The 20,556-nt window shown below is 62.3% G+C and carries 20 protein-coding genes; 4 read left to right on the top strand and 16 right to left on the bottom strand.

What is annotated here, in order from left to right; all coding sequences use genetic code 11:
- Positions 1-22: 22 nt before the first annotated feature.
- The 7 genes from G3O01_RS20730 to G3O01_RS20700 form a co-directional block, all read right to left on the bottom strand.
- Positions 23-1,300, bottom strand: coding sequence for a dihydroorotase (locus G3O01_RS20730; protein WP_205807006.1), 1,278 nt, complete (start codon positions 1,298-1,300; stop codon positions 23-25).
- Positions 1,301-1,369: 69 nt separating this feature from the next.
- Positions 1,370-2,410, bottom strand: a complete 1,041-nt coding sequence (locus tag G3O01_RS20725) for an aspartate carbamoyltransferase catalytic subunit (RefSeq protein WP_205807005.1) — start codon at positions 2,408-2,410, stop codon at positions 1,370-1,372.
- 118 nt (positions 2,411-2,528) lie between these two features.
- Positions 2,529-3,041 (bottom strand): bifunctional pyr operon transcriptional regulator/uracil phosphoribosyltransferase PyrR, encoded by a 513-nt coding sequence (gene pyrR / locus G3O01_RS20720; protein WP_205807004.1) that lies wholly within the window; start codon positions 3,039-3,041, stop codon positions 2,529-2,531.
- Positions 3,028-3,468, bottom strand: coding sequence for a Holliday junction resolvase RuvX (ruvX, locus tag G3O01_RS20715; protein ID WP_205807003.1), 441 nt, complete (start codon positions 3,466-3,468; stop codon positions 3,028-3,030). Before ruvX ends, pyrR begins: the two co-directional genes overlap by 14 nt.
- A complete protein-coding gene (locus G3O01_RS20710) occupies positions 3,465-4,043 on the bottom strand; it encodes a YqgE/AlgH family protein (protein ID WP_205807115.1) in 579 nt (192 codons plus the stop codon). Before G3O01_RS20710 ends, ruvX begins: the two co-directional genes overlap by 4 nt.
- Before the next feature lie 241 nt (positions 4,044-4,284).
- Positions 4,285-5,694 (bottom strand): hypothetical protein, encoded by a 1,410-nt coding sequence (locus G3O01_RS20705; RefSeq protein WP_205807002.1) that lies wholly within the window; start codon positions 5,692-5,694, stop codon positions 4,285-4,287.
- A gap of 379 nt (positions 5,695-6,073) precedes the next feature.
- Positions 6,074-6,244, bottom strand: a complete 171-nt coding sequence (locus G3O01_RS20700; protein ID WP_109478916.1) for a rubredoxin — start codon at positions 6,242-6,244, stop codon at positions 6,074-6,076.
- Between the two features lie 264 nt (positions 6,245-6,508).
- Here G3O01_RS20700 and G3O01_RS20695 point away from each other — a divergent pair, with 264 nt between their 5' ends.
- Both G3O01_RS20695 and cysC read left to right on the top strand, forming a co-directional pair.
- The gene (locus G3O01_RS20695) at positions 6,509-7,369 is read left to right on the top strand and encodes a hydroxymethylpyrimidine/phosphomethylpyrimidine kinase (protein WP_205807001.1); all 861 of its coding nucleotides are present in this window, start codon (positions 6,509-6,511) and stop codon (positions 7,367-7,369) included.
- Between the two features lie 423 nt (positions 7,370-7,792).
- The gene (gene cysC, locus G3O01_RS20690; protein ID WP_205807114.1) at positions 7,793-8,359 is read left to right on the top strand and encodes an adenylyl-sulfate kinase; all 567 of its coding nucleotides are present in this window, start codon (positions 7,793-7,795) and stop codon (positions 8,357-8,359) included.
- Positions 8,360-8,504: 145 nt separating this feature from the next.
- Here cysC and groL read toward each other — a convergent pair whose 3' ends face one another.
- The 3 genes from groL to G3O01_RS20675 form a co-directional block, all read right to left on the bottom strand.
- A complete protein-coding gene (gene groL / locus G3O01_RS20685) occupies positions 8,505-10,145 on the bottom strand; it encodes a chaperonin GroEL (protein WP_205807000.1) in 1,641 nt (546 codons plus the stop codon).
- Positions 10,146-10,189: 44 nt separating this feature from the next.
- Positions 10,190-10,480, bottom strand: a complete 291-nt coding sequence (locus G3O01_RS20680) for a co-chaperone GroES (RefSeq protein WP_205806999.1) — start codon at positions 10,478-10,480, stop codon at positions 10,190-10,192.
- A 239-nt stretch (positions 10,481-10,719) separates the two neighbouring features.
- A complete protein-coding gene (locus G3O01_RS20675; RefSeq protein WP_205806998.1) occupies positions 10,720-10,953 on the bottom strand; it encodes a hypothetical protein in 234 nt (77 codons plus the stop codon).
- 96 nt (positions 10,954-11,049) lie between these two features.
- Here G3O01_RS20675 and G3O01_RS20670 point away from each other — a divergent pair, with 96 nt between their 5' ends.
- Positions 11,050-11,865 (top strand): GAF domain-containing protein, encoded by an 816-nt coding sequence (locus G3O01_RS20670; RefSeq protein WP_205806997.1) that lies wholly within the window; start codon positions 11,050-11,052, stop codon positions 11,863-11,865.
- Between the two features lie 235 nt (positions 11,866-12,100).
- Positions 12,101-12,310 carry a hypothetical protein gene (locus G3O01_RS20665; RefSeq protein WP_205806996.1) on the top strand — a complete coding sequence of 70 codons (210 nt, stop codon included), beginning with the start codon at positions 12,101-12,103 and terminating at the stop codon, positions 12,308-12,310.
- 81 nt (positions 12,311-12,391) lie between these two features.
- Here G3O01_RS20665 and G3O01_RS20660 read toward each other — a convergent pair whose 3' ends face one another.
- From G3O01_RS20660 to xylF, 6 genes are all read right to left on the bottom strand, one after another.
- Positions 12,392-13,243, bottom strand: coding sequence for a hypothetical protein (locus G3O01_RS20660; protein WP_205806995.1), 852 nt, complete (start codon positions 13,241-13,243; stop codon positions 12,392-12,394).
- Positions 13,244-13,895: 652 nt separating this feature from the next.
- Positions 13,896-15,293, bottom strand: coding sequence for an MFS transporter (locus G3O01_RS20655; RefSeq protein WP_205806994.1), 1,398 nt, complete (start codon positions 15,291-15,293; stop codon positions 13,896-13,898).
- A 52-nt stretch (positions 15,294-15,345) separates the two neighbouring features.
- Positions 15,346-16,083 carry a methyl-accepting chemotaxis protein gene (locus G3O01_RS20650; RefSeq protein WP_205806993.1) on the bottom strand — a complete coding sequence of 246 codons (738 nt, stop codon included), beginning with the start codon at positions 16,081-16,083 and terminating at the stop codon, positions 15,346-15,348.
- A gap of 451 nt (positions 16,084-16,534) precedes the next feature.
- Entirely contained in the window at positions 16,535-17,731 is a 1,197-nt protein-coding gene (locus tag G3O01_RS20645) for a sugar ABC transporter permease (RefSeq protein WP_205806992.1), read from the bottom strand.
- Entirely contained in the window at positions 17,728-19,299 is a 1,572-nt protein-coding gene (xylG, locus tag G3O01_RS20640; protein WP_205806991.1) for a D-xylose ABC transporter ATP-binding protein, read from the bottom strand. The genes G3O01_RS20645 and xylG overlap by 4 nt, the downstream gene beginning before the upstream one ends.
- 72 nt (positions 19,300-19,371) lie before the next feature.
- Entirely contained in the window at positions 19,372-20,400 is a 1,029-nt protein-coding gene (gene xylF / locus G3O01_RS20635) for a D-xylose ABC transporter substrate-binding protein (protein ID WP_205806990.1), read from the bottom strand.
- Between the last annotated feature and the right edge of the window lie 156 nt (positions 20,401-20,556).

Genomic DNA, 20,556 nt, shown 5'->3' with positions numbered 1-20,556 from the left:
GCCGATGCGTTGCGCACGACGCTCAGCGCTGCTCGAACGCCACCTGGCCCGACACGACCGTCGCGCGCACGCGGCCCGGCAGTTCGTACCCGAGGAACGGCGTGTTGTGCCCCTGGCTCTTCAACGCGCGCGGCTCGACCCGCCAGTGACCGTGGCGATCGAACACGCACAGATCGGCCGTCGCGCCCGCTTCGATCCGGCCCGCCGGCAACTTCAGCACCGAGGCAGGCGCAGCCGTAATGCGGTTGAGCGCTTTTGCCAGCGGCACGCCCGTTTCGTCGGCCCACTTCAACGTCAGCGACAGCAACAGTTCCAGCCCCGTCGCACCCGGCGTCGCCTCGGCGAACGGCAGCAGCTTTTCGTCGTCGTCGACCGGCGTGTGGTCCGAGCAGATCGCGTCGATCGTGCCGTCCAGCAGGCCCGCGCGAATCGCTTCGCGATCGCGCTGCGAGCGCAGCGGCGGGTCGAGGCGGAACTGCGCATCGAAATAACCGATGTCGATATCGATCAGATGCACGTGGTTGATCGTGACGTCGCAGGTGATGGGCAGGCCTTCCACCTTCGCCGCGCGCACGAGCTCGACGCCCGCCGCCGACGACACATGCGACAGATGCACGCGCGCGCCCGTCACGCGCACGATCTCGCAGATCGTATGCAGCGCGATCGTTTCCGCGGACACGGGCACGCCCGACAGGCCGAGACGCGATGCAAGCGGACCGCTCGCCGCAACGCCACCCTTCGAAAGATACGCATCCTGCGGCCGCAGCCATGCGGTATAGCCGTACGTGTTCGCGTATTGCAACGCGCGCAGCAAGACCTGCGTATCGACGATAGGGTTATCGGCCTGCGAAAAGCCGACGCAACCCGATTCCGTCAGCTCGACCATCTCGGTGATCGTCTGCCCCTTGAGGCCGACCGTCAGCGCGCCGAGCGGATACACATGCGCGCGGTTCAGATTGCGCGCGCGAAACTTGAGCATTTCGACGAGACCGGGCTCGTCGAGCACGGGATCGGTGTCGGGCGGACATACGAGGCTCGTCACGCCGCCCGCAAGCGCCGCGGCCATTTCCGATTCGAGTGTCGCCTTGTGCTCGTAGCCGGGTTCGCGCAGCCGCGCCGACAAATCGACGAAACCGGGCGCCACGCAGAGCCCTTTCGCATCGATGGTGCGCGCCGCGTTGAAATCGGCGGGCGCGTTGCCGAGCGCAACGATCTTGCCCGCCGCGATGAACACGTCCTGTTGCTGCTCGGTGCCCGCTACGGGATCGATCAGCGTGCCGCCTTGAATATGAATCTTCATGCGCTGCCTTTTTTGACTGCCTTTACCTGATGACTGATGTGATGGGTGATTGCGAGAGCCGTGCGCGGCTCAATCGTTGTTGCCCGCGACGATACCCATCACCGCCATGCGCACAGCAATGCCGAACGTCACCTGATTGAGAATCACCGATTGCGGTCCATCCGCCACCTGCGAGTCGATTTCGACGCCGCGATTCATCGGGCCCGGATGCATCACGATCGCATCGGGCTTCGCGAGCGCGAGACGCTCGGGCGTGAGCCCCCAGCTCTTGAAATACTCCTGCGCCGACGGCAGCAACGCACCGCTCATCCGCTCGTTCTGCAGACGCAGCATGATGATCACGTCGACGTCCTTCAAGCCTTCGTCGAGGTTGTGGAACACACGCACGCCCATCTGCTCGAGGCCGCCCGGCAGCAGCGTGCGCGGACCGATCGCGCGCACTTCGGGCACGCCGAGCGTGGTCAGTGCGTGAATGTCGGAGCGCGCGACACGCGAATGCAGAATGTCGCCGACGATCGCCACGCGCAGATTCGTGAAATCCTTCTTGTAGTGGCGGATCGTGTACATGTCGAGCAGACCCTGCGTCGGGTGCGCGTGACGGCCGTCGCCGGCATTGATCACGTGCACGTGAGGCGCGCAATGTTCGGCGATCAGATACGGCGCGCCGCTCGACGCGTGGCGCACGACGAACATATCTGCATGCATCGCCGACAGGTTGTTGATCGTGTCGAGCAGCGACTCGCCCTTGCTTGTCGACGATGCGTTGATGTTCAGATTGATCACATCCGCCGACAGCCGCTTGGCCGCGATCTCGAACGTGGTGCGCGTGCGCGTCGAGTTCTCGAAGAACAGGTTGAACACCGACTTGCCGCGCAAGAGCGGCACCTTCTTCACTTCGCGGTCGGTCACGCTGACGAACTGCTCGGCCGTATCGAGAATGTGATTGACGATCGCGCGCGGCAGGCCTTCGATCGTCAGCAGATGTTTCAGCTCGCCGTTCTTCGTGAGCTGCGGATTGCCCTTGAGGAAACCGTAGCGAAAACGCTCTGCGGATGCGGCGTTATCGGTCGAATCGGTGGAACCTTGGGAAACCGGGTTGGGCGTGTTCATGGTCTTCCTGAATCAGACTGGGGACTGCGGGTGCTGCGGGTGTTTGCTCAGGTTCTGCGAAGCGCGCGATGTGGATCCACGACGCGCGCCCGGTTGCGGCCTGTTGCTGCCGTGTGGATCAATCCGCGCGCGGCTCGGTGTGAAACGTGAAGCGCTCGCCGTCGCGCGCCAGCACGAGCGTCGAATTCGCCGGCACCTCGATCGTGCCGCCGACGAAACGGGCCGCCATCGGTAACTCACGCCCGCCACGATCAGCGAGCACCGCGAGTTCGACGGACGCGGGACGTCCGTAGTCGTACAGCTCGTTCAACGCAGCGCGCACGGTACGGCCCGTGTAGAGCACATCGTCGACGAGCACGATGCGACGATTGTCGACTTCGAACGGCAGCGACGTGGGACTTGCCTGCGTATGCAAGCCCTTCTTCGCGTAGTCGTCGCGATGCAGCGCGACGTTGACGACACCGAAGGTCGGCACGTTCAGGTCTTTGGCGAGGCGTTCGGCCAGCCACGCGCCGCCGCTGTAGATGCCGGCGAGCACCGCGCCGTCCGGACCACCCAGCGCGTCGCCATAGGCGGCGCGAATCTGTTCGAGCACGGCGCGATACAGCGCCTCGGCGTCAATGGAACTCATGATCGTCGGTCAGTCCGTCCAGATATTGCTGAAGAATGATGCACGCGGCTTCGGCATCGAGCATGCCGGCCTGGCGCGATCCGCTGCGGATGCCCGCCTCTGCTTCGACGGACGAATAGCGTTCGTCGACCCACGAAACAGGCAGATTGAAGCGCCCGTTCAACTGGTTGCCGAAGCGTTTGGCGAGCTGGGTTCTTTCGTGCGGCGTGCCGTCGGGATGCATCGGCAGGCCGACGACGAGCGCGTCGGGCTTCCACTCGTCGATGAGTTTGCCGACGGCTTCGAAACGGTATTCGCGATTGCGGTTTTGCAGAACGACGAGCGGACGCGCACTGCGCGTGAGGGAATTGCCGACAGCCACACCGATCCGTTTTTCACCGTAGTCGAACGCAAGCAGCGTCGCTTCACGTCCGGCTACACCGCTCATGCGTGACCCGCTTCGCCGGAGAGCATCGAGGACGAAATGCCGAGCAGCGCGAGCGCCGCTTCGAAGCGGTCTTCAGCGGGCACGTCGAACACGATTTTGGGGTCGGCCTGGACCGTGAGCCAGCCGTTCTTGGAGATTTCGTCTTCCAGTTGACCGGCGCCCCAGCCGGCATGGCCGAGCGTCAGCAGAAAACGCTCCGGCCCCTTGCCGCTCGCGACGGCTTCGAGCACGTCTTTCGAGGTGGTCATTTCGAGCCCGCCCGGCACCTGCATCGACGACGTATAGGTGGTGTTTTCCAATGCGTCATGCAGCACGAAGCCGCGCTCGGTTTGCACCGGGCCGCCGAAATACACGGGGACATGCAGCAGAGGTTCGATCTCGAGCTTGAGATCGATGCGATTGAAGAGCGCCTGGAGGTCGATATCGGTCGGCCGGTTGATGACGAGGCCGAGCGCCCCACGCTCGCTGTGATCGCAAAGGTAGACCACCGTTCCTGAAAACGTGGGGTCCGCCATGTTGGGCATGGCGATCAGGAACTGGTTGGTCAGATTGATGCGATCGTTACTCTTGGACATAGGTCGAATTTTAGCAAAGACGGTGCGCAACTGCGGTGCCCGCGCCATGCGCCAGAGTCGTGCGGCAGGCCGATTGTCAACCTTGCCAGCCTTGTCGGCTGGGCTGTCCGCACAGGCGCGCAGCCGCGTCAATCGCAGTCCATGAAACTGCACTCTATCACGCGCGTTGGCCTCGTCGGGAACGACGATCGTGCGCTATCGCGCAGCGTGTTCGCATAGAAGACGCGCGGGTCCGGACGCGCTATGCACTGCCCTGTTCGATAGCGCGCGTGAGCGTCGCAAGAACGTTCGTCGCGGACTGCGGCGCAACGCCCGCCGCGACCTTATGCAGCATTGCGCGCAGGGCTTCGGACGCGGCTTCGAGCGAGCGCGCATCGGGTGCGTCGACGACGACATGCGCGCGAACCGCAGGCGTCGACACGCCAGCGTGTGCGCGGCGTCGCCAGGCGAGGCCCAGCGCATCGGCGAGCAGCGCGACCTGGCCGAGTCCGAGCGCCGAAGCCGCCGCACCCAGACGGTAAGCCGCGTCGCCCGCCTGCAGCGCAGCGCTGGGATCCGCTTTCTGCGGATTATCGGCGGCACGCGCGTGATCGGTGAGCGCGGAGATCGCGGCGTCGGCGGTTTGCAAGAAGTCTTCGTACGCGTTGGCGTTGACCGTCAGCGCGCCGAGTTCGCGCGTCATCGCAACATGCGCCGCCAGCGTCTCCGCCTGATGCGCGCCGGCTTCCCATAACGCTTCCGACGCCTGCGTGCCCGCGACGTGCCAGTCGACCGTCAAACCATAATCGCGCAGCAGTTCGACGTGGTCGGTGTCTTCCGCGGCCGCGCCGAACAGCGCGTAGTCGCGCCACAGCAACGCCAGCGTCGCGCGCACCAGCGAACGCGGCGCGAGCGGAATGCCGCGCTCTTCGTCGGCGAGCGCCATGTTGCAGCGCGCGTAGAAACGCCGCGTGTCGATGTCTTCGACCGATCGGCCACTCGCGCGCAATGCGCGCGAGCATGCCAGCGCGAGACGCCAGAAATCATAAGGATCGGGGCCGGACAGATCGACGAGACAAGTATCGAGATCGTCGAGTGCAGCGTTGACGGCGCCCGCGACCGCGCTCGTGCTGACGTGACCCTTCGAGCGCAGCACGGGCAGCAGCGCCTGCTCATAGCGCGCACGCAGATGCGCGAGCCGTGCAGCCGATTGCGAACGCAGTGAAACGGGCGGAATGGGCCGGCTCGCAAGCGCGATGTCTTCGAAAGTGACGCTGTAGCCGGGCGTGTGCTGCGCGATATGCGTGCTGAGCAGGCGGTAATGCTCAAAAAGCGCGCCCGAGCAGCCGAGCTCGCGCAGATTGCGCCGCTCGAGCGCCGCGCGGAAAGCCCGCAGTGCCGCGCCAAAAGCGGCACGCGCGGGCGCCTCGTCGGCGAGACCGCTGGCGGCCATCGGCGAGACGAGCAGCAAGGCATCGGTGAAACGTTGTGCGGCAAGCCAGCCGGCTTCGCGCAACGTGCGGCCGGCGACCAGCAGTTGCGCCGTCATGTCGCGCCGCTGCTCGAAAGCAGCAAGCGCGTCGGCAATGGCCTGCTCCGCGGGGCGGACGGCGCCGCCGCGGGGATTCGGTAGAGCGTCGAGCGTATCGGGCGATGCGGATCGAAGGGTCATGAGCAGGCCGCAGGAACGCCGGCATTGTCAGGCGGCATCGATACTGCGCCACCGGAACTGCCGGTAAGGCGAAAGTAGTGCAGTAGTGCAATTGCCGGGCCACTCGCGGAGTGGCTCGAAAACGGTGCCGCTTTCTCAGGTCACAGCATGAAGCCGGAAACCGCTCTCGACAGCGCTTGTGCGCGATGCCGGGAGCGCACTGCTCACGTACTGGCCTCTACCCTGACGAACCGAGATGACCGCAAGCAAAGCCCAGTGACAGGTTACCTTGCGACAGCGCATGCGCGCGGATGTTCCATCGTGCGCGCAATCGATTCATTTCGAATCGCCCGACCTTGCATGGCGCGACAGGACCGCCCGCCCGTGCAAGGCTGACCGATCAGATCTCCACCATCTCGAAGTCTTCCTTGCGCGCGCCGCACTCGGGGCAAGTCCAATTGATGGGAACATCTTCCCAGCGAGTGCCCGGCGCGATTCCTTCCTCTGGCAGACCGGCTTCTTCGTCATAGATCCAGCCGCAGATCAGGCACATCCAGCTCTTATATTCCATTCTTGAGTCGCGTCGAAAAGTCCGTGGAAACGGGAGCCATGATGGTACCGTGTTGGCGCCCCCATGCCTAGCGGATGCGGGGTCCGAGCGGCCCGCCGCGACACTTTGCGACGTTATGTGTGGCCGCACGCGCCGCCAGATGCGAAAAAGTGCCCCGCACGCGTATAAGGCCGCATAATTGAGCCGTCTGTGTGGGCCATGCGGGCGCGTCGCGCGCCTGTGCTGGTCCGACAATCTTCCGCTCATCGAATCCACAAAAATTTCATGGCCAGCAACACCCCTCCGATCGTTCTCACCTTCGGCCTGTCCGACCCGACGGGCGGTGCCGGCCTGCAAGCCGACCTGATGACGCTTGCCAGCATGGGCTGTCACGGCGTGTCCGTGCTGACCGGCTACACGGTGCGCGACTCGGCGAGCTGCGACGAGGTGACCGGGCTCGACCCGGAAGCCGTCGCGACCCAGGCGCGGATGCTGCTGGAGGACATGCCGATCGCCGCCTTTAAGGTCGGCGCGGCCACACGCGCGGAAGTGGTCAGTGCGATCGCCGAAGTGGTCGCCGATTACGATGACATCCCGCTGATCCTCGCACCTGACTTCACGCTCGACGACGAACACGTGCTCGCCGCCGATGAACTGCGCGAAGCGATCGCCGATCTGCTCGCGCCGCAAACCACCTTGCTGGTGGCGGACACGGCTGCACTGCTCGCGCTCGCGCAGCCTGACGGCGACGCCGAGGCGCCGTCGCTCGATGCCGCCATTTCGCATCTGCTGTCGCAAGGCTGCGAGTACATTCTGTCGACGGAAACGGGCACGCACCGGCTCGTCAATACGCTTTTCAGCGAAGACGGGCAGCTGCGGCAGGACATGTGGGATCGCGGACAGCAACGGATCATGGGCATCACAGATACGCTCGGCGCGGCCATCGCGGCGCTGCTGGCAAATGGTCAGGAACCCGCCGAGGCGGTGCGCGAAGCACAGGAGTATCTGTTCCAGGCGACGCAGGCTGCATTCCGGCCGGGAATGGGCGCTTATCTTCCCGATCGTTTCTTCTGGGCGAGGAGTAGCGAGGACGATGTGCCGCTGAGTGGCGGGACGGATGCGTCGCCGGGTGAAGCGCGACATTGAATCTGGCGCCTTTTAGTCCAATAGCCCTCCAATCAAACCAGATCTGTCAATAGCGTAATAGCAAGATTCTCATTACAACGGTAATTAGCTGTTACAGCATTGAGAATTCTTAGATAGTACAATTACGGATTGTAATAATCGCTGTTTTGCCGTCCCGTTGACGCCTTGTTTGTTGCTCGCGGCGCAATGGCTCATCTGACTTCGCTTCCCATGGCAAGGTCAACGACAGGCCACCCGCTTCGGCGGGAATCTAACGGACAATCCGAATTGGAAAATCTACGCCCCATTGCTGATGCCGCCGCCGAGCCGCGCGCACGATGCGCTCAAGGCAGCGCGCCGATTGGTCGCGTCGCTCGCGACGAGCCGGAAAACCGTCCGTCGACTGAGCGCGTTCAGCCGTTCGTACAACGCTTCAACGGCACGATCACGGGCCGCGACCGCGCCATCATGCTTGGACACAAGCCCGTAACCGTGTGGCTTACCGGCCTGTCCGGCGCGGGAAAATCGACCATCGCATTCCACCTCGAACGCGAACTGATGTCGATGGGCCACGCATGCTACGTGCTCGACGGCGACAACATCCGACACGGCCTGACGAGCGATCTCGGCTTTTCGAAAGAAGATCGTCACGAGAACATCCGCCGGGTCGCGCACGTTGCGCACCTGATGAACGATGCCGGTCTCATCGTCATCGCCGCATTGATTTCGCCGATGTCCGAAGACCGGGCGATGGCCCGCGCAATAATCGGCAACGACAGCTTTGTCGAGACTTATGTGTCCGCTTCAGCAAACGATTGCGCCAGACGTGATCCGAAAGGACTCTATGCAAGAGCCCAGGCGGGTACCCTCACCTCTTTCACGGGTGTGTCCGCCCCGTATGAGCCGCCCGCTAATCCAGAACTGCTTGTCGATACGACTGCATTGACGGAAACGGACAGCGTATCGCGCGTGCTCGATCATCTGCGCGAACATTTTTTGCTGCAGCACTGATTCCCTTTCGGGGTCGACGCACCAGACACAAAGCCGGAAGTCGAAGCACCAAAAGAAAAAACCCGCATCTCTGCGGGTTTTTTCTTTTGGCACGAGAAGCACGCCTCTCAGCGCGCTCCTCACATGCATTCCAGTTACCTGGAAATTACATGTCCATGCCCATGCCACCCATGCCGCCGGGCATGCCACCAGCCATCGGTGCATCTTCCTTCGGCAGTTCGCAGACAGCTGCGTCCGTCGTCAGCAGCAGGCCAGCGACCGAAGCTGCGTTTTGCAGCGCCGTGCGCGTCACCTTCGTCGGGTCGACAACACCGGCTTCCACCAGGTCACCGTACTCGCCCGTTGCTGCGTTGTAGCCGTAGTTGCCCGTGCCAGCTGCAACAGCTGCCACGACCACGCTGGCTTCTTCGCCGCCGTTCGTCACGATCTGGCGCAGCGGCTCTTCCATTGCGCGCAGAACGATCTTGATACCTGCGTCCTGGTCAGCGTTGTCGCCCTTCACGTTGCCGATTGCGCTGCGTGCACGGATCAGTGCAACACCGCCGCCAGCCACGATGCCTTCTTCCACAGCTGCGCGCGTTGCGTGCAGTGCGTCTTCGACACGTGCCTTCTTTTCCTTCATTTCGACTTCGGTCGCAGCACCAACCTTGATCACTGCAACGCCGCCTGCCAGCTTGGCAACGCGTTCTTGCAGCTTTTCACGGTCGTAGTCCGACGTTGCTTCTTCGATCTGCGTGCGAACTTGCTTGACGCGCGCTTCGATGCTTGCTGCTTCGCCAGCGCCGTCGATGATCGTCGTGTTTTCCTTGCCCACTTCGATACGCTTCGCTTGACCGAGTTCAGCCAGCGTTGCCTTTTCGAGCGTCAGGCCGGTTTCTTCAGCGATGACCTGGCCACCCGTCAGGATAGCGATGTCTTCGAGCATGGCCTTGCGGCGGTCACCGAAGCCCGGAGCCTTGACAGCAACCGTCTTCAGGATGCCACGGATGTTGTTGACGACCAGCGTAGCCAGTGCTTCGCCTTCGACGTCTTCAGCGATGATCAGCAGCGGACGGCCAGCCTTCGCGACTTGCTCGAGAACCGGCAGCAGATCACGGATGTTCGACACCTTCTTGTCGTGCAGCAGCACGAACGGGTTGTCCAGAACGGCGACTTGCTTGTCCGGGTTGTTGATGAAGTACGGCGACAGGTAGCCGCGGTCGAATTGCATACCTTCGACAACGTCCAGCTCGTCTTGCAGCGACTTGCCGTCTTCGACGGTGATGACGCCTTCCTTGCCGACCTTGTCCATCGCTTCAGCGATGCGATCGCCGATCGACGTGTCGCTGTTCGCCGAGATCGCGCCAACCTGTGCGATTTCCTTGTTGGTCGTGCAGGGCTTGCTGATCTTGCGCAGCTCTTCGATTGCTGCTGCGACGGCCTTGTCGATGCCGCGCTTCAGGTCCATCGGGTTCATGCCCGATGCAACGTACTTCATGCCTTCGCGGACGATCGACTGGGCCAGAACCGTTGCCGTCGTCGTGCCGTCGCCGGCGTTGTCGCTGGTCTTGGAAGCCACTTCCTTGACCATTTGTGCGCCCATGTTCTGGAGCTTGTCTTTCAGCTCGATTTCCTTCGCGACGGAAACACCGTCCTTCGTGACCGTCGGGCCACCGAAGCTGCGTTCCAGCACAACGTTGCGGCCCTTCGGACCCAGCGTGACCTTCACTGCATTGGCGAGAATGTTCACGCCTTCAACCATCTTGGCACGGGCGGAATCGCCGAACACGACGTCTTTAGCTGCCATCTTCTAACTCCTTGAATTCTTGAGAATGAACCGGAAACAAGTACTTACTTGTTGACAACGGCCATGATGTCTTCTTCGCGCATCACCAGCAGTTCGCTGCCGTCGACCTTGACGGTCTGGCCAGCGTACTTGCCGAACAGGACGCGGTCGCCGACCTTGACGTCGAGCGCGATCGGGTTGCCCTTGTCGTCACGCTTGCCCGGGCCGACTGCCAGGATTTCGCCTTGATCCGGCTTTTCTGCTGCGGCTTCGGGGATCACGATGCCCGATGCGGTCTTGGTTTCCTGATCCAGGCGCTTGACGATCACGCGATCATGCAAAGGACGAAGGTTCATGGATAGATCCTCTCTTGATTGGGACTGAAGAACGCTGAGGTATGCCGGCTGGCACCGCCAACCAGCGATGTTGTTAGCACTCTCGTGCGGTGAGTGCTAATTATATGGACGGGGAATTACAAATTCAAGAAGGGTGCAGCGGGATTTGTCGAAATTCACGTAACCCCATGTTTTATCGACAAAATCACTTCCCGACGCGGGTCTGACAGGGCGATTCCGGGGCCTGGAAGCCGGCCATTTCACCGAAACTGGCCGCAATGTGGTGGCACGAACTTAACGCCTGCCAATTTATTGGTTAAATCGGTCAGGTCCATCGTAATCGATCGCAAGAAGGCGTATCCGATGCCGGGAAACCGCTCGCCAGCGAGGCTGAAGTCCAGCTTTTTGCCGCGCCGCGGTTGGGGATATCGAACACGCGGCACGACGCTTGCGCCGACCGGATAGCGCCGACCTCCGCGCATCATTCCAGTCATCAGGTTGCCCGCCTCCCCACGCACAAATGCGCGCGGACGGCGGTTCGACTTCTGACTGGACCCGAACTGGTCTGATTCGAATGCTGGGGAAGAGCGATGCACAACCCGGATAGGGTCAAAATCCGCGATCCGCGTGGCGATGCCGGTTATGCGAGCAGTCTGGACGAACTGCTGTCTGAACTATCGTCCATCGTTGCCAGCGCTCTGGACGCACGCCATTGCGCAATTCATTTGCTGAGCGAACGGCAGGCCGCTGAACTCGGTCTGCGTCAGCGCGCCGGATTCGTCGACAACGCCAGTTCCGGCTCCGACGCAGTGAACGTGCGTGAGAGCGACACCCGTGGTCCATACGCGATGGTGCTCGAACGTGCGAGCGTCGCCGCTCGCGCAAACGCGATCGAAGTCGCTGCTGACTGTCAGCTCAGCGACAGCATGTTCGCTCCCCTGCTGCTGCGGGGAAAGACCATCGGGATCGTCTACGCGTATCAGCCGCTGAAGAAGCCCTGCTTTGGCGTCGATGATCTGCGGCTGCTGGAAAACCTCTCCCTGCTGGTCGTCAAGGCACTTCACGCCAACCAGATCCAGCAGTTGATGAAGTCGCGCTTTACCCAGGCCGCGCTGACCCGGTCTTCGGAAAAGACCGTGCGGGAAATCATCGCGGGATCGGCGCAGAACACGAACCAGATTGCGAAGATCCTCGCGAAATCGTTCTACCGCGAAATGACCAATGCGGGCTTCAATTTCAACCAGATCATTCATGCTGCGTCGGAGATCATCTCCGAGTTGAGCAACAGCGTACGCAAGCACAGGAATTCGCATAGCCGCCGCGCTCAGACGGCCAGGTCGTCAGACGATGAATCGCTTCCACGCGAAGTCGAGCTTGCGAACGAAATACTGGATCGAACAGGTTGATTGTCTGCCTGTCGTGCGTTGTCACGCACCAATACGTCAGCACTCCAATCTAAATCCAGACGACGAAACGCTCACTTTTACGCGAGCGTTTCTGGTGTCTTTCCGTGGCGCGTCGCGTTGCGCTGTGTTCTGTGCGACGGCGTACAGCCCCTGTTGCAGCTCGCACCTAGACTGCCCGAAGCATCGCCGGATCGAATGAAACGGCGCAGAACATCTGACGCTTCCTGGGTTGATCATGACCAACACCATCCATGCCGTACGTCAATTCCAGCCGCTCTCGGACTACGTGAAAGAAGCCCGGCGAAAGCCCTCTCCCAATCCGCGTATCGAGAAAGCCGTCCTCATGCCGATCGAGGCATCGAGCCATGTGGTCATTTCTCAGGAAGCCAGCCGCCGGCTGGCTGCAGAACAACATGACGAACAGCAATGGGACTGGGACATCTAGCGAGCGTTGCGCACATTCGTGTCGAGGTGGGATTCACTGTAGAAGGCGCCGTAACGGAACGTGACGCCTCACGCTGCTTCTTTATTGCTGAACCCCTGGAACCCCAAGCGCATGCGCATCGCCGCCATCAGCAGACGCGGGAGCAGCGGAATACGGATCGACTGCAGTCTGCGCGCGACGAGCCCCGGCATCTGCGCCCTGGCGAGTCGCACTATCGGCGGGTATGCCGGGCGGCAACGGCGGCAAGGTCGGCAACATCGCCACGTTCTTCGCAACGCGCTGCTGCGTTTGTGGCGGCGGCGGGCGCCGTGCGGGCGCCGCCGCGCGCGCGGACGTGGTGTCCGAAAGCGGCCTCCAGCCATTTGAAACGATTGCGCGCTCGAGCAGAACCTGCGCGTCCTTGCTGCCGGAATCGGCGGCCAGCGCCTGATTCGCCTGCTTCACCACGCAACTCCAGAGCACATCCTTCGCGCAGATGGTCGCCACGCGTAATGCCGCATCGCGCTCGTTCTCACGATCCGCGATATCGGTTTGCATCCGCAGCGCGTCGGCATTGCGAGGCGCAACGGCCAGCACTTCGGCGACGGCCGCCTTGGCCGCCGTCAGATTCTTCTGCTCGAGACTCGCGCGTGCGACGACCAGCGCGGCAGACACCTTGTTGCCATACTGCCCCGCGGCGGGGCCGCCGCCCGTCATCGCAGCCGAACCGGTCGCGCCCGAGGGCATCGCATTGGATGACAACCCGCTGTCCGCGCCATTCAGGCCCGTTTTCATCGGTTCGACAAAGTCGTCGTTCCGGTGACTGGCGCCGAGTCGCTGGAAGCCGAGCCACGCGAATGCGATCGCGATCATCAACACAAGCGCGATCGCGCCGCCCATCACGATGCGGCGCGGCGGCCGTCTCCACAACGAGCGTTGAATATCGGGCTGCATTTCCGGCAAATCGGACCAGCGAATTTCGGGCGGAGATGCGTCGTCGTGATCGTCGTCGGCAGGCAGCGACGGGCGTTTTTCGACGGCCCTTAGCTGGGTTTCCGGACGCCTCGGCTGAGTGCCCGCGAGCGGTTGGCTGACGCCGCAATATGGACAGAATGCGACGTGTTGATACAGAACACCGCCGCAACGCGTACACGGTGTCGGAAACCGTTGGATGGATCTCATATCAGCAGACATGCCAGAGCCCTAAGCTGTTGTGCGCGATGCCATCCACAGGCTGAAGATCGAAGTTGATGCAAACGGCCGGGTCGGCGGAACTTGCGATCCAAATCCGCTGGTGAGCGGTAAGCCCAGTTCTTTCGTCGTGGGCACGCAGGGTGTGCAATGTCTGATTTTTCGCACGCACCGCGCTTCCGTGTTTGTTGCCTGTCGCACACATGTTCCGCGATTTCATCGGAGAGTCCGAGAAGTCGGGCATTCTGGCGGCACGAGTGCATGCGTTGTATAGCGGCGCGCGCTCGGGCGTGGAAAAAGGAACGCGCGTGCTCCTTCAATCGCGATAGCGGAAAACCAGACACGAAATAAAAAGCCGGCGCACAAGGCGCCGGCTGTCACTCAACCCTTCGTCGAAAAAGACGACGACGACGCGTCAGGCCCCACTATCCACACTCACGCCCGCACGAATCGGCTCGACCACCACGTGGCTTTCCTTCGGCAGCGCCCATTCGAGCCAGCGCGCGCGATGCAGGACAACCAGCCCGAACGCCAGCGCCGACAGCACGCCGAACGTCGCAAACCCCATCTGATAGCTGCCTGTGCCTTCCTTCGCGATGCCCATGATCACCGGCAGATAAAAACCGCCGATCCCACCCGCCGCGCCGACGATCCCCGACATCAAGCCCGTTTTGCCCTTCCAGCGCTGCGGCACCAATTGGAACGTCGCACCGTTGCCAAGACCAAAGCACACATACATTGCAATCAGCAACGCGATACCCGCCGACACCGGCGGCATCCACGCAGCAAACAGGAAATCGCACAGCGAAATCGCCGCCAGCAGAATCACCAGCGCGCGCACACCCGAAATGCGATCCGCAACCAGCCCGCCAATCGGACGCACCAGCGCACCGATACACGCCAGCAGCGACATGAACAGCCCCGCTTCGAGACGCGGCATCTGATACAGCGAAATCAGCAGCGTCGTCACATACGAGGACATACCGACAAAGCCGCCAAACGTGATGCTGTACACGAGCATGACGACCCATGTATCGCCCTCGACCAGCACGCTGCGATAGTGCTTCGGCAACACGGCGATCGCGAGCAGCGCGCCGAGCACGGGCAGCAGCAGCACGCCCGTCTTGCCCGCGCCGAACACGCCTGCATGCACGGCGACCACCAGCGCGACGAGACCGACCAGCGTCACGATAAAGCTGCGCAGCGCCCGCACGCCGCTGCCCGACTTCTGCCCGAGATCCTTCGCCCAGAAAAACAGCGCGACAGCAGCAAGAGCCAGCAGCGGCAATGCAGCGCCTGCGGCCTTCGCCCAGCCGAAATGATCGGCCAGCGCCGGGAACATGAAACCGTCCAGCACCGCACCGATATTGCCCGCAGCCGCCAACCCAAGCACCAGACCCTGCACCTTCGGCGGATAGTTGCTGCCTGCCATCGGCAGTGCGACGGCGAAGCTCGCGCCGCCGACGCCGAGGAACACGCCCAGAATCAGCAGCAACGTGTACGACGGCGCGCCCGGCATCAACAGCAGCACGACGGAAGGAATCGCCGACAGCGCGACGCCCATCAGCGCGACGCGCCGGCCATCGCAAGCCTGATAGAGATTGCCGAGCGTCACGCGCAGGATTGCCGCGCCGAGCACGGGCACCGCGACGAGAAAGCCCAGTTCCGCGGGCGACATCGTGATGCTCTTGTTGATGAACGGAGCCAGCGGCCCGAACATGACCCAGACGGTAAAGCCCGTATCGAAGTAAAGGAAGCACGCGAGCAGCGCGCGCCAGTTACCGCTCGCAAGCGAATTCAGCAGGTTTTTCATGGGTCTCTCTCATTGAACGAATGCAGGGCTGATGCGTGGGTCAATCGAAGAACTAGGGGAAAGCACGTTCGGTCACGCGCGGCTGCGCGGGCTTTGGCGTCGCGCTGCGCGGTTTGCCGCGCCGGGGCGTCGCATCGTCGGTGTTCTGATCGACGACGCTGTAGATCAGCGTGTCCATTTCCTTGATGATGTCGGCGAGCACCGTTGTGATGACGGCGAACTCGCGACCGTACGTCCCGGCTCGCGCCGCCGAGATGCGCGCGTTCAGCGCGACGATGTTCGCCTGCATCGAAATGCTCGACAGTTGTTCCGCGATCGCGGCCTGACGGCGCTGCACGGCTGCTTCGATACCGCGCATCTCGTTCTGGTAAGCAAGCGTGATCTCCTGCAGCAGTTCGAGCAGCGGCGTCGCCTGTGCAACGAGCGCATCGACGTGTTCACGCGCCGCCTCGTCGCGTGCCTCCACGCGCGCGGCCGTTTCTTCCGTCAGCGCAATGAAGCGCTGCACGCGCTCGTCCGCCTTGCGCGTGCCGTAGTAAAGCTGATGCAGCGCATCCGAGAACACGCCCGGCAAATGATCGTTGCCGTTCACGAGCACGCGATGCGTCGATGCAAACGTCGCGAGACATTCGCGCGCAACGGCGAGCGCCGCGGAGTCGCCGTGCGATGCGAGCAGCACATGCAGCACGATGCGTTGCGAAAGCATCCGCTGACGGCCCGACAGATTGATCAGTTCGCCGATCGTCTGTCCGGAAACTTCGGTGCGTTGCGTGGTGATCTCGTTCGTCATACTGGATCGCGTCGATGCGCGCGTTTCGGTTGCGCAAAAAAAAACGTCCCGAAGCGCACGCGCGCCGCCCGATCACATGGATCGAACGCTCCTCGCACGTTGCGCTTCGGGACGCCGTTGCCCCATCGGTCCGCTCGCACTGCGAGCGTCCCTGAAAATCTGGAATGCACTGAAGCCGCCATTGGCTCCGCAGCGGATAACGCAATAGGTATGCCATCGGCCGGTTTCGGGCCGTTGCATGTGTATCGAAAGGGACTTGAACGAACGCTTTCGATGCGCGCTTTCGCTTGCTGGACGGGGCTTGCGCGTGTTCTTCGATTTTTTCGCGCGACGTTCGACGCAGGTACGTCGTACCAAAGAAAAGCGCCCTTCTCAGGGCGCCTGCGCGCTCCTCAACGAAGCGCGGAGATGCTGTGCGGTGGTGCAGCGCACCACAGCCGTGCGCTCTGCGCTAGCGCCGGTCGGACCCCGAGATCACGTCGATCCACACCGCGAGCACGAGAATGCCGCCCTTCACGATCATCTGCCAGTACGAGTCGACGTCGAGCATCGACATGCCGTTGTCGAGGCTCGCCATCACGAGCGCGCCGATCAATGCACCGTAGACGGTGCCCGAGCCGCCGCGCATCGACGTGCCGCCGATAAAGCACGCGGCAATCGCATCGAGTTCGCCCATCGATCCCGCCGACGGCGAACCCGCCGCGAGCCGCGCCGTATTGATCAGACCGCCGAACGCGCACATCAACCCCATCAACGCGAAGATCGCGAGCTTCACGCGGTTCGTGTTGACGCCCGACAGACGCGTCGCTTCGAGATTCGAACCAACGGCATAGATGCGCCGGCCGAATACCGTCTGCGTCGCGATGTACGTGAAGATACCGAGCAGTGCGAGCAGCAACAGCACAGGAACGGGAATGCCGCCGTAGCGATTGAGCGTCGCGACGAACGCCAGCAGGATCAGCCCAGCCGCGACGATCTTCACGATGTCCTGCCACAACGGCACGACGCTCAGCTTGTAGTGCTGGCGCTTTTGCCGCTGCCGCACGGTCAGTGCGGCGAGCAGCACGAATAGCACGACGGCCATCGTGTCGCCTGCAATACGCGGCAGATAGCCTTGTCCGATGAAAACGAAGTTATCGGACACGGGCGCGATGGTCGAGCCACCCGTTACGCCGAGCAGCACGCCGCGATACGCGAGCATGCCGCCCAACCCGACGATGAACGACGGCACACGCAGATACGTCGACCACCAGCCGTTAAAGAGCCCGACACACACGCCTAGCAGCATCACGACAGGCAGCGTCGCCGCGAGCGGCCAGTGATACGTGACATCGAGAATCGCCGCGACGCCGCCGAGCAGACCCAACAGCGAACCGACAGACAGATCGATCTCGCCCGAAATGATGATGAACACCATCCCGCACGCGAGCATTCCGGTGATCGACATCTGCCGCAGCAGGTTCGACAGATTGCGCGGCGTGACGAACGCGCCTTCCGTGAGAAACGAAAAGAACACCCAGATGACCGCGACGGCGAGCAGCAGCGCAAGCAGCTTGTAGCGCGCGAACAGCAGTTTGATGCGCTGTCCCGATGCAAGCGCTGCGCCATGTTTGCCGTGACTATCGGAAGAAGTGAGATCAGGAGTCATGCGACGCTCGCCAGTTGAGTGGGGCCGTTGCCAGTCGTGTCCGCGCCTTTCGTCGCGATGGCGGCCGTCAGAATATGTTCCTGCGTGAGACCGTCGTTGACGAAGTCGCCGCGCAATTCGCCTTCGCCGATCACGAGCACACGGTCGCTCACGCCGAGTACTTCCGGCAATTCCGACGACACCATGATGATCGACACGCCGCGCTTCGCGAGCTTGAACATCAGCTTGTAGATTTCGAATTTCGCGCCGACATCGACGCCACGCGTCGGCTCGTCGAGAATCAGTACGGATGGATCCGTGAGCAGCATGCGCGTAAGCACCGCCTTTTGCTGGTTTCCGCCCGACAGACTCGCGATCGACAGCATCGGCGAAGCCGCGCGCACCGAGAGGCGCTTCATTTCCGAATTGATCGTGTCGAGTTCGGATGCCGTGTCGATGCGCCCGCCCTTCGCGAAGCGTTGCAGCACGGCAAGGGTGATGTTGTGACCGACGCCAAGTTGCGGCACGATGCCGTGACGCTTGCGGTCCTCGGGCACCATCGCGATACCTGCTGCGATTGCATCGGCGGGTGCGCGGATTTTCAGGCGCTTGCCGTTCATCCACACCTGCGCTTCGCTCATGCCCGGATACGCGCCGAAGATCGCCTGCATCAACTCCGTGCGGCCGGCGCCGACAAGCCCCGCGACGCCGAGTATTTCACCCTTGCGCAACGCGAACGACACATCGTCGACGCGCTTGCGATTCGTATTCGTCACGTCGTAGCACGTGACGTTGCGCGCCTCGAAGATCACGTCGCCGATCTCGTGCGGCTCGCGCGGAAAGAGATTGGTGATCTCGCGCCCGACCATCATCGCGATGATGCGGTCGGTGCTCAGCTGCTTCATCGGCTGGGTGCCGACGTGCTTGCCATCGCGTATCACGGTAATCGTGTCGCACACGGCTTCCACTTCATCGAGCTTGTGCGAGATGTACACACAAGCGACGCCGCGCTTCTTCAGGTCGCGCACGATATCGAGCAGGATTTTCGTTTCCGCCGCGGTCAGCGATGAAGAAGGTTCATCGAGTATCAATAGCCGCGCCTGCTTGTTCAGCGCCTTGGCGATCTCGATCAGTTGCTGATGCCCGCCGCCGTAGTTCATCACAGGCTGCGCGACATTGATGCCCGTAATGTTCAGCTCGCGTAGCAGTTCATCGGCACGCTGATACATCGCCGCGTAATTCATGCGGCCGCCCGGCAGCGTGATTTCGTTGCCGAGGAAAATGTTCTCGGCCACCGACAATTGCGGCACCAGCATCAGTTCCTGGTGAATGATGACGATGCCGGCGCGTTCGGTATCGCGGATGTTCTGCGCGACGAGCGGCTTGCCGTCCCAAAGTATCTCGCCCGACCAGTCGCCGTGCGGATAGACGCCCGAGACGATCTTCATCAGCGTCGATTTGCCCGCGCCGTTTTCGCCGCACAGTCCGACGCATTCGCCTGGCGCGACAAGAAGATCGATGCCGTCGAGCGCCTTCACCCCGGCAAACGATTTGGCGATGTCGCGCAACTCAAGAAGCGCTTGTGCCATGCGTAGTTCCTGGATGGATGAAAGATGCGCGAACGCCTCCAGCATCAAAGCCGGAAGCGTCCGCGCCCGCGATCAGTTGCCAGCCAGTTGCGCCTGCGTGTAGAAGCCGTCCTTGATGACGACATCGACATTGCTCTTCGTGAGCAATGTGGGTTGCAGCAGCACGGTGTCGACCTGCTTCTTGCCGTTGTCGTACTTCGCGTTGTACGCGGGCTTGTCGCCCTTCGCGAGATTGACGGCGAGCGTGGCCGCTTCGCCTGCGATCAGCTTCAGCGGCTTGTAGACGGTCATGGTCTGCGTGCCGGCGATCACGCGCTTGACGGCGGCGAGGTCCGCATCCTGGCCGGACACGGGCACCTTGCCCGCCATCTTCTGCGCAGCGAGCGCCTGGATCGCGCCGCCTGCCGTGCCGTCGTTCGACGCAACGATCGCATCGATCTTGTTGTTGTTCGCCGTCAGCGCATCTTCCGTGATGCGCAGCGCCGTTGCCGCGCTCCATTCCGGCACCCACTGCTGACCGACGATCTTCACGTCGCCGCGGTCGATGGCGGGCTTGAGTACTTTCAACTGCCCTTCGCGCAGCATCTTCGCGTTGTTGTCGGTCGGTGCGCCGCCTAGCAGGAAGTAATTGCCCTTGGGTTGCGCATTGAAGACGCCTTGCGCCTGCAGTTCGCCGACCTTTTCGTTATCGAACGAGATGTAGGCATCGACATCGGCATCGAGAATCAGGCGGTCATACGACACGACCTTGATGCCCGCCTTGTGCGCTTCAGCAACCACGTTGCCGAGCGTCTTCGAATTGAACGGCACGATCACGATCACATCGACGCCGCGCGAGATCAGATTCTCGATCTGCGAGATCTGGCGTGCTTCGCTCGCGTCGGCGGATTGCACGGAGACTTTCGCGCCCAGCTTCGTTGCTGCTGCAACGAAATAGTCGCGATCGCGTGACCAGCGCTCGACGCGCAGATCGTCGATACAGAAACCGATTTCGGGCTTGTCCTTGCTCGCGTGCGCGAGCGGGGCGATCATCGTGAGGCCGGTGGCCAGCGCGGCGCAAACGAGGGAACTCAATACGGAACGGCGCATTGCAGATTTCATGTCTCACTCCATTTAGGGTTGCGTGCGGTTTCGAATGCGAGAGAAACGAACCGCCGTCTTAACCTCAGGGTGCGCTGCGAATACCTGTTCGCGAGCGTCGTTTTGAAAGCTGCCCCATTTTTGTTCGCACGACAGCGTGTGCCGTGCGCGCCGGCG

Origin of the sequence: Burkholderia sp. Ac-20365 (assembly GCF_017104715.1) — a bacterium.
Lineage (GTDB): Bacteria > Pseudomonadota > Gammaproteobacteria > Burkholderiales > Burkholderiaceae > Paraburkholderia.
Note: the sequence above shows the minus strand (reverse complement) of the source record. Positions and strands in the feature narration are given on the sequence as shown.

Bases quoted from the DNA above. Each gene is read 5' to 3' on its own strand.
- G3O01_RS20730 (WP_205807006.1), bottom strand. From the start codon at position 1,300: ATGAAGATTCATATTCAAGGCGGCACGCTGATCGATCCCGTAGCGGGC.
- G3O01_RS20725 (WP_205807005.1), bottom strand. From the start codon at position 2,410: ATGAACACGCCCAACCCGGTTTCCCAAGGTTCCACCGATTCGACCGAT.
- pyrR (WP_205807004.1), bottom strand. From the start codon at position 3,041: ATGAGTTCCATTGACGCCGAGGCGCTGTATCGCGCCGTGCTCGAACAG.
- ruvX (WP_205807003.1), bottom strand. From the start codon at position 3,468: ATGAGCGGTGTAGCCGGACGTGAAGCGACGCTGCTTGCGTTCGACTAC.
- G3O01_RS20710 (WP_205807115.1), bottom strand. From the start codon at position 4,043: ATGTCCAAGAGTAACGATCGCATCAATCTGACCAACCAGTTCCTGATC.
- G3O01_RS20705 (WP_205807002.1), bottom strand. From the start codon at position 5,694: ATGACCCTTCGATCCGCATCGCCCGATACGCTCGACGCTCTACCGAAT.
- G3O01_RS20700 (WP_109478916.1), bottom strand. From the start codon at position 6,244: ATGGAATATAAGAGCTGGATGTGCCTGATCTGCGGCTGGATCTATGAC.
- G3O01_RS20695 (WP_205807001.1), top strand. From the start codon at position 6,509: ATGGCCAGCAACACCCCTCCGATCGTTCTCACCTTCGGCCTGTCCGAC.
- groL (WP_205807000.1), bottom strand. From the start codon at position 10,145: ATGGCAGCTAAAGACGTCGTGTTCGGCGATTCCGCCCGTGCCAAGATG.
- G3O01_RS20680 (WP_205806999.1), bottom strand. From the start codon at position 10,480: ATGAACCTTCGTCCTTTGCATGATCGCGTGATCGTCAAGCGCCTGGAT.
- G3O01_RS20675 (WP_205806998.1), bottom strand. From the start codon at position 10,953: ATGACTGGAATGATGCGCGGAGGTCGGCGCTATCCGGTCGGCGCAAGC.
- G3O01_RS20670 (WP_205806997.1), top strand. From the start codon at position 11,050: ATGCACAACCCGGATAGGGTCAAAATCCGCGATCCGCGTGGCGATGCC.
- G3O01_RS20665 (WP_205806996.1), top strand. From the start codon at position 12,101: ATGACCAACACCATCCATGCCGTACGTCAATTCCAGCCGCTCTCGGAC.
- G3O01_RS20660 (WP_205806995.1), bottom strand. From the start codon at position 13,243: ATGCAGCCCGATATTCAACGCTCGTTGTGGAGACGGCCGCCGCGCCGC.
- G3O01_RS20655 (WP_205806994.1), bottom strand. From the start codon at position 15,293: ATGAAAAACCTGCTGAATTCGCTTGCGAGCGGTAACTGGCGCGCGCTG.
- G3O01_RS20650 (WP_205806993.1), bottom strand. From the start codon at position 16,083: ATGACGAACGAGATCACCACGCAACGCACCGAAGTTTCCGGACAGACG.
- G3O01_RS20645 (WP_205806992.1), bottom strand. From the start codon at position 17,731: ATGACTCCTGATCTCACTTCTTCCGATAGTCACGGCAAACATGGCGCA.
- xylG (WP_205806991.1), bottom strand. From the start codon at position 19,299: ATGGCACAAGCGCTTCTTGAGTTGCGCGACATCGCCAAATCGTTTGCC.
- xylF (WP_205806990.1), bottom strand. From the start codon at position 20,400: ATGAAATCTGCAATGCGCCGTTCCGTATTGAGTTCCCTCGTTTGCGCC.